This window comes from Streptomyces sp. NRRL S-350 (genome assembly GCF_000719705.1).
Lineage (GTDB): Bacteria > Actinomycetota > Actinomycetes > Streptomycetales > Streptomycetaceae > Kitasatospora.
In genome coordinates this window covers 1-5,740 of sequence record NZ_JOHO01000129.1, presented here as the reverse complement: position 1 = coordinate 5,740, position 5,740 = coordinate 1, and the positions used below count along the sequence as shown (strand labels likewise).

Annotated in this window: 1 protein-coding gene and 1 pseudogene; both read left to right on the top strand. The window is 69.8% G+C overall.

Annotated features, from left to right (window positions below):
- The first annotated feature begins 1,270 nt into the window (after positions 1-1,270).
- Positions 1,271-3,892, top strand: a complete 2,622-nt coding sequence (locus IF30_RS0139820) for an RICIN domain-containing protein (RefSeq protein WP_030247858.1) — start codon at positions 1,271-1,273, stop codon at positions 3,890-3,892.
- 286 nt (positions 3,893-4,178) lie between these two features.
- Positions 4,179-5,740, top strand: a pseudogene (locus IF30_RS42775) (non-reducing end alpha-L-arabinofuranosidase family hydrolase); the annotation flags it as partial.

Sequence of the window (5,740 nt, the reverse complement as noted above, 5' to 3'; positions counted from 1 at the left end):
GCCCGCCATGCCCGAGGATGCCGTCGGCCCGGCTGGTGATCGGCGCCGTACCGGTGCCGCATCTGACGGCTCGAAGATCATTTACGGGACAACCCTTAGGCGTGAAGGCGTGCCGATCGCTGCCACCTGGAGCCATATCCGGCCAACTGTGGGTGGCTGGAATGTTGGCGGGGCCGACGTCCGAGCCGGTGTTGATCTTCCTGGGTCTGCATGTAAAGGAACAACGATGCTGCACTTGAGCGCAGGAGTGCAGCTCAGTGTTACGTAGCTCATGCCTCAATTCCATCGGTGATCGAAGTGCAAGAGCTTCGACTAGTTTGTCCAGTTCAGAACATGCAGGTCCGCGACCTGAAGAAGTGCCCATTAGCTTCTTGTCCACCGGCCTTGCTGGCCGGAACAAGGCGCCCGCCTCGCTGCTCGGCTGGAGACCTCATGCAGCAGGACGGGCGCGGCGCACCCCATCTCCGGAGGTACACCGTGAGTCTTTCTCGTCCCCGACCCCCCGTGTCAACCGGGATCCCCCAGATCTGGCCAGTGACTGTGATCGTGATCGTGGTGGTCCTGCGGGCGCCGACCGACAGCCTTCCGGCCGCGTTGTCCGCAGCGGCGGGCATCATTGCGCTCCTTCTTGGAGAGCGCTGGCCTATCCGGTCAGCAGCAGTGACGTCGGCGCCCCCAAGGGCCAGGGGGCTATCGGTCTAATCGACAAGGCCTTCCGTGTCGTGCCACAGGCGTGCCAGAACGGGCAGTACGTGGCGGTGAATCCCGGGCGCCGGCAGCGGGGTGACCCGGGAATCAGCAGGATGGTAGAGCCCCAGGTCACGCAGGGAGTCGAATAACTGCCCTTGTGACATCAGTCGGTCCTGCGGCGGCGCCTCAGCAGGCGGTCCATGTGCCGCATGCCTACCGCTGGCTCTCTTGCACCACGCGCGTGTATATCTCCATCCGTGACGGCGATCTGGCTGTGGCCGAGGATCGCCATCAGGTCCCGGGGCGCCACGCCGGCGGCGGACCGGAGCCTCGTGCAGCCGGATCGGCGGCAGGGCCTCGGCCTTGGACGCTCGCGTGAACGAGCGGGTGAGGTTGCGCGGCTCGATCGGCTGGCTGGTCGCCGTGGTGAAGACGGAAACAGCCGCTGGAGAAGTTTTCGGCGCGCGGCAACCTTTGCGCGGTCCGTGACCACAAGGGGGTGGGTCCGGCCGGTTCCGGTGGGCGGATCCGCCCTTCTCTCGTGTCTCTCGTGACCGGTTCGCAAGGAGAACGTCTACCCATGAGCAACCCCACGAACGGCGGGCGCCGCGGGCGTCACCGCCGTCGCTGGAGCGCCACCGCCGTGCTGCTCGCGGTGCCCGTCGCCGCCGTCTCGTACCTGTTCGTGCACGAGGACTCGCAGGCCGCGACGGTCGACGACGGCGCCTACTACCGGCTGGTCTCCGTCCGCAGCGGCCAGGTGCTGGACGTCAACGCGTTCTCCACCGCCGACGGCACCCGCATCCAGCAGTGGACCGACCAGAACACCGCCAACCAGCAGTGGAGGCTGCGGTCGACCGGGGACGGCTACTACGAGCTGGTGAACCGCAACAGTGGCAAGGTGCTGGGCGTGGCGGGTGGTTCGACCGCGCAGGCGGCCGTCGCCGAGCAGCAGACGGACAGTTCCTCGGCCTCGCAGCAGTGGCGGATCACCGGGGTGAGCGGTTCCGACGCCGTCACCTTCACCTCCCGCAAGAGCGGTCAGGTTCTGGACGTCAGCGGGGGCTCCACGGCCCAGGGCACGCAGGTCATCCAGTGGCCGGGCCACGGCGGCGGCAACCAGCAGTGGAAGCTGGTGAAGGTGGGCGGGGCCCAGGCGCCCGGGAACGGGTCGTACGTGTGGCAGAACGCCCCGGTGGCGGGCGGGGGGTACGTCACCGGCCTGGTCTTCAACCAGAAGGAGAAGGGCCTGCTGTACGCGCGCACCGACATGGGCGGCGCCTACCGCTGGGACACGGGGGCGGAGCAGTGGATCCCGCTGACCGACTGGATCGGTGAGAAGGACTGGAACCTGCTGGGCATCGAATCGCTGGCCACCGACCCGGTCGCCCCCGACCGGCTCTACCTCGCGTCGGGCACCTACACCAACGACTGGGCCGGCAACGGCGCGATCCTGCGGTCCAGTGACCGCGGCCGCACCTTCCAGCGCACCGATCTGCCGTTCAAGCTGGGCGGTAACGAGGACGGCCGCGGGGCGGGCGAGCGTCTGGTGATCGACCCCGCGAACCACGACACCCTGCTGCTGGGCACCCGCAAGAACGGCCTGTGGCGCAGCACGGACGCCGGCGTGACGTGGAGCCAGGTCTCGTCGTTCCCCGTCAAGGACGGGGCGAGCTTCGGCACGGGCATCTCGTTCGTGACGTACGGCCCCGCGGGCAGCAACACGATCTACGTCGGGGTCGCCGACAAGTCGACCAACCTCTACCGCTCCACGGACGGCGGCAAGAGCTGGCAGGCCGTCGCCGGGCAGCCCACCGGCCAGATGCCGCAGCACGGCGTGCTCTCCGGTGACGGCTCGCTGTACCTGACGTACTCCAACGGGCCCGGCCCCAGCAACGTGACGGCGGGCTCGGTGTGGAAGTACGCGCCGTCCGGCGGGGCGTGGAGGAACATCTCGCCCTCCCAGGGCAACTACGGGTTCGCCGGTCTGGCCGTCGACCCGCAGAAGCCGTCCACGGTGATGGTCACCACCCTGGACCGCTGGTGGCCGCAGGACGAGCTCTACCGTTCCACCGACGGCGGTGCGACCTGGAAGACCCAGGCCGACAGGTCGGTGCGGGACGCCTCCGCCGCCCCGTACCAAGGGACCGGTATCGGGCACTGGATGACGGCCCTGAGCATCGACCCGTTCGACTCCGGGCACGTGATGTACGGCACCGGCAGCGGCATCTGGGCGAGCAAGGACGCCAACGCGACGGACAACGGCGGCACCAGTCACTGGTTCGTCGGCGCCCGCGGGCTGGAGGAGACGGCGCTGGCGGACGCGATCTCCCTGCCCGGCGGCGCCCCCCTCATCACCGCGATGGGCGACCAGGGCGGCTTCCTGTACGACGACCTGACCAAGGAGCCCGCCAACCGGCTGACCAACCCGACGATCTACCACGGCAGCTCCCTCGACTACGCCCAGTCCAACCCGTCGCTGGTGGTGCGGGCCGGCAGGGGCGGTGAGCAGGGTGGCGGCTACTCCACCGACGGCGGCCACAACTGGAACGGCTTCAAGACGGCGCCGGCGTCCGGCGCCCAGAGCGGCCACATCGCCATCGCGGCGGACGGCTCCAGCATCGTCTGGACCGCGGTCGGCCAGGCCCCGTACCGCTCGACCGACAAGGGCGCGAGCTGGTCGAGGGTCAACGGCCTGGGCAACGAGGCCGTGGTCGTCGCCGACCGGTCCTCGGCCGGCACCTTCTACTCGCTGGCCGGCGGCACGCTCTACGCCAGCACCGACGGCGGCGCCAGTTTCAGCGCCCGCGCCACCAACCTGCCCACCGGCAGGCTCGGCGCCGTCCCCGGCGTCGCGGGTGACCTGTGGATCTCCGGCGGCGACAAGGGGTTGCTGCACTCCACCGACGGCGGCCGCAGCTTCACCACGCTCTCCTCGGTGGAGTCCGCCGCCGGCCTCGGCTTCGGCAAGGCCGCGCCGGGCACGTCGTACCAGGCCCTCTACCTGATCGGCCACGTGAAGGGCGTCGCCGGCGTCTTCCGCTCCACCGACCGGGGCGCCAGCTGGGTCCGCGTCAACGACGACGCCCACCAGTGGGGCAACTTCACCGGCCTCCCCACCATCACCGGGGATCCCAACACCTACGGCCGCGTGTACGTCGGCACCAATGGGCGTGGTCTCCAGTACGGCACCCCTTCCTGACGCTGGTTCGCTGGTTCGCTGATCCGTCGATTCGCCGACTCGTTGACTCGTTGACTCGGTGCCTCGCGACTCGCCGGCCGGCGGATCGCAGACCCACCGAACTGGCAACTGACGGATCGTCGGCGGGGCCGTGGGCACACCTGCCCGCGGCCCCGCCGTGGGTTGACGGAACTCTCCGGTTTTCTTCGCCGGTTGCGGCAACCTTCCTGCGCGCGGCGGCAACTGGCAGGCAACCGGGGCCGACACCGAGGCCCGCCACCGGAGGGACGAACAGTTGCCAGACCAGATCCGTGCTCATCGCCGCCGTCGGCCGACCCGACGGGTGATCGCCGTCGCCGTGGCCCTCGCCGCCGTGGGTGCCGCAGTACCGCTGATCGCCCAGGCCGCGCTCACGTCGCAGCCCGGTGCGCCGACCGTGCTCGGCGACGCGGCGGCCGGCAGCGGCCGCTACTTCGGTACGGCCGTGGCCTCGGGCAGGCTGGGTGATCCGACGTACTCCGGGATCCTCGACCGGGAGTTCAAGATGGTCACCCCGGAGAACGAGATGAAGTGGGACACCATCGAGCGCTCCCGGGGGTCGTTCGACTTCGGTCCCGCCGACGCGATCGTCGGCCACGCCACCGCGCACGGCCAGCGGATGCCATCGAGGAGGCGTTCCGCACCGCCCGCAGCGCCGACCCGTCGGCCAAGCTCTGCTACAACGACTACAACATCGAGAACTGGTCCGACGCCAAGACCCAGGGCGTCTACTCCATGGTCAAGGACTTCAAGGCCCGGGGCGTGCCCATCGACTGCGTCGGCTTCCAGAGCCACTTCGGCGCGGGCGGCCCCCCGGCGAGCTTCCAGACCACCCTGTCCAGCTTCGCCGCGCTCGGCGTGGACGTCCAGATCACCGAGCTCGACAGCGCCCAGGCGTCCGCAGCCGCGTACACCAACGCCGTCCAGGACTGCCTCAACGTCCCGCGCTGCACCGGGATCACGGTGTGGGGCATCCGCGACAGCGACTCCTGGCGCACCGGCGAGGACCCGCTGCTGTTCGACGGCAACGGCAGGAAGACCGGACGCGTCCTCGACGAGCCCGCCGGGCAGAACGGCAACGGCACCCCGCTCCAGGTGTGGGACGCCAGCGGCGCCGCCAACCAGCAGTGGCGGGCCGCCAAGAACGGCGACGGCTCGTACACCTTCACCAACCTCGCCAGCGGCCGGGTCCTGGACGAGCCGAGCGGCCGGACGACCAACGGCACGAGGCCGCTGGTCTGGGACTCCAACGGCGGCGCCAACCAGCACTGGAAGGCCGCCCGGAACGGCGACGGCTCCTACACCCTCACCAACGTCGTCAGCGGCCGGGTGTTGGAGACCCCCGCCAACCAGACCGTCAACGGCACCGCCGTCCAGATCTGGGACTCCTGGGGCGCCGCCAACCAGCACTGGAACGTGAGGCCGACGGGGTCGTCCGCCCCGGCGCCCACCCCGGTGACGTCCGCACCGTCCGGAACCTGCGCACTTCCGTCCGACTACCACTGGTCCTCGACGGGCGCGCTGGCCCAGCCGGCGAACGGGTGGGGTGCCGTGAAGGACTTCACCGACGTCGTCTACAACGGCAAGCACCTGGTCTATGCGTCGAACGTGTCGGGTTCGTCGTACGGCTCGATGATGTTCAGCCCGTTCACGAACTGGTCGGACATGGCGTCCGCCGGGCAGACCGGCATGGGACAGGCCGCGACGGCGCCCACGCTGTTCTACTTCGCGCCCAAGAACATCTGGGTGCTGGCCTACCAGTGGGGCCAGTGGCCGTTCATCTACCGCACGTCGAGCGACCCGACCAACCCCAACGGCTGGTCCGCGCCG